Raw genomic sequence first — 2,842 nt, forward strand, 5'->3', positions numbered from 1 at the left:
GTGATGAGCACAAGCAATGGGAACGATCAAGCCAATCGAACGATTAGTACTGGTAAGCTTCATGCGTTGCCGCACTTCCACACCCAGCCTATCAACGTGGTCGTCTTCCACGGTTCTCAAGGGAATACTCGTTTTCAGGTTGGTTTCCCGCTTAGATGCCTTCAGCGGTTATCCATTCCATATATAGCTACCCTGCTATGCCCTTGGCAGGACAACAGGTCCACCAGAGATATGTCCATCCCGGTCCTCTCGTACTAGGGACAGATCCTGTCAATATTCCTACACCCACGGCAGATAGGGACCGAACTGTCTCACGACGTTCTGAACCCAGCTCACGTACCGCTTTAATTGGCGAACAGCCAAACCCTTGGGACCTGCTCCAGCCCCAGGATGCGATGAGCCGACATCGAGGTGCCAAACAACCCCGTCGATATGGACTCTTGGGGGTCATCAGCCTGTTATCCCCGGCGTACCTTTTATCCGTTGAGCGATGGCCCTTCCACGCGGGACCACCGGATCACTATGACCGACTTTCGTCTCTGCTCGACTTGTCAGTCTCGCAGTCAGGCGGGCTTATGCCATTGCACTCGACGACCGATTTCCGACCGGTCTGAGCCCACCATCGCGCGCCTCCGTTACTCTTTCGGAGGCGACCGCCCCAGTCAAACTACCCACCATACACTGTCCCGGATCCGGATAACGGACCGCGGTTAGACATCCATGACGATAAGGGTGGTATTTCAAGGATGGCTCCACAAGAACTGGCGTCCCTGCTTCAAAGCCTACCACCTATCCTACACATGCCGACACGAATGCCAGTGTAAAGCTATAGTAAAGGTGCACGGGGTCTTTCCGTCTGACCGCAGGAACCCCGCATCTTCACGGGGAATTCAATTTCACTGAGTCTATGCTGGAGACAGCGGGGAAGTCGTTACGCCATTCGTGCAGGTCGGAACTTACCCGACAAGGAATTTCGCTACCTTAGGACCGTTATAGTTACGGCCGCCGTTTACTGGGGCTTCGATTCAGAGCTTGCACCCCTCCTCTTAACCTTCCAGCACCGGGCAGGCGTCAGACCCTATACGTCGTCTTGCGACTTCGCAGAGCCCTGTGTTTTTGATAAACAGTCGCTACCCCCTGGTCTGTGCCACCCCATCTGACTTGCGTCAAAAAGGGTCACGCTTCTTCCGAAGTTACGCGTGCAATTTGCCGAGTTCCTTCAGCATAGTTCTCTCAAGCGCCTTGGTATACTCTACCTGACCACCTGTGTCGGTTTCGGGTACGGTCTATAATGGTGGAGCTATTTCCTGGAACCGCGTCCCCGCCTGGACAATCCAATAAGTCCAAACAAGTTAAGCGATCCGTCACTACCACCAGGCCCACGAATATTAACGTGGTTCCCATCGACTACGCGTGTCCGCCTCGTCTTAGGGGCCGGCTAACCCTGCTCAGATTAACTTTAAGCAGGAACCCTTGGTCTTTCGGCGAGAGGGTCTCTCACCCTCTTTATCGTTACTCATGTCAACATTCGCACTTCCGATACCTCCAGGACCCCTCACGGGTATCCCTTCACAGGCTTACGGAACGCTCCGCTACCACACGTCTTGCGACGTATCCTCAGCTTCGGTGCATGGCTTTAGCCCCGTTACATTTTCGGCGCAAAGACCCTTAATTAGACCAGTGAGCTGTTACGCTTTCTTTAAATGATGGCTGCTTCTAAGCCAACATCCTGGTTGTTTTGGGATCCTCACATCCTTTCCCACTTAGCCATGACTTGGGGACCTTAGCTGGAGGTCAGGGTTGTTGCCCTTTTCACGACGGACGTTAGCACCCGCCGTGTGTCTGCCGACTAGTACTCCTCGGTATTCGGAGTTTGGTTAGGATCAGTAAGACGGTGAGTCCCCATAGCCCATCCAGTGCTCTACCCCCGAGGGTATTCGGTCGACGCACTACCTAAATAGTTTTCGCGGAGAACCAGCTATTTCCGAGTTTGATTGGCCTTTCACCCCTAACCACAAGTCATCCCAATCTATTGCAACAGATGCGGGTTCGGTCCTCCAGTTGGTGTTACCCAACCTTCAACCTGCTCATGGCTAGATCACTCGGTTTCGGGTCTAATGCGACGAACTGAACGCCCTGTTCAGACTCGCTTTCGCTGCGCCTTCACCTATCGGCTTAAGCTTGCTCGTCACACTAAGTCGTTGACCCATTATACAAAAGGTACGCTGTCACCCTTGCGGGCTCCAACTGTTTGTAGGCATCCGGTTTCAGGTTCTATTTCACTCCCCTTGTCGGGGTGCTTTTCACCTTTCCCTCACGGTACTTGTTCGCTATCGGTCATGCACGAGTACTTAGGCTTGGAGAGTGGTCTCCCCATGTTCAGACAGGATTTCACGTGTCCCGCCTTACTCAAGGACACTGAGTGTTCTACGTGTAAGGGGCTATCACCCTCTACGGCCGACCTTTCCATGTCGTTCCACTTTATTCCTCAGTGCCACTGGCCTGGTCCGCGTTCGCTCGCCACTACTTGCGGAGTCTCGGTTGATGTCCTTTCCTGCAGGTACTTAGATGTTTCAGTTCCCTGCGTTCGCTTCTTACCCCTATGTATTCAGAGTAAGATACCTTTAAACAATACTTGGAAACCTAAGCCGTACTTGCGTACGACTTAAATTTTCCAAGCATTTAAGGTGGGTTCCCCCATTCGGAGATCCATGGATCAAAGCTCATTCGCAGCTCCCCACGGCTTATCGCAGCGTATCACGTCCTTCATCGCCTGTGCATGCCAAGGCATCCACCAAATGCCCTTCTTTCACTTGATCGTTCTCATTGCCAATGCTCATCC

At 52.9% G+C, this 2,842-nt stretch carries 1 rRNA gene; it reads right to left on the reverse strand.

Going from position 1 to position 2,842, the window contains the following annotated elements:
- Window positions 1-22: 22 nt before the first annotated feature.
- Window positions 23-2,819: ribosomal RNA gene (locus tag ACTJKE_RS31010) — 23S ribosomal RNA — on the reverse strand.
- Window positions 2,820-2,842: the final 23 nt, after the last annotated feature.

This window comes from Ensifer sp. 22521, assembly GCF_052044795.1.
Lineage (GTDB): Bacteria > Pseudomonadota > Alphaproteobacteria > Rhizobiales > Rhizobiaceae > Ensifer.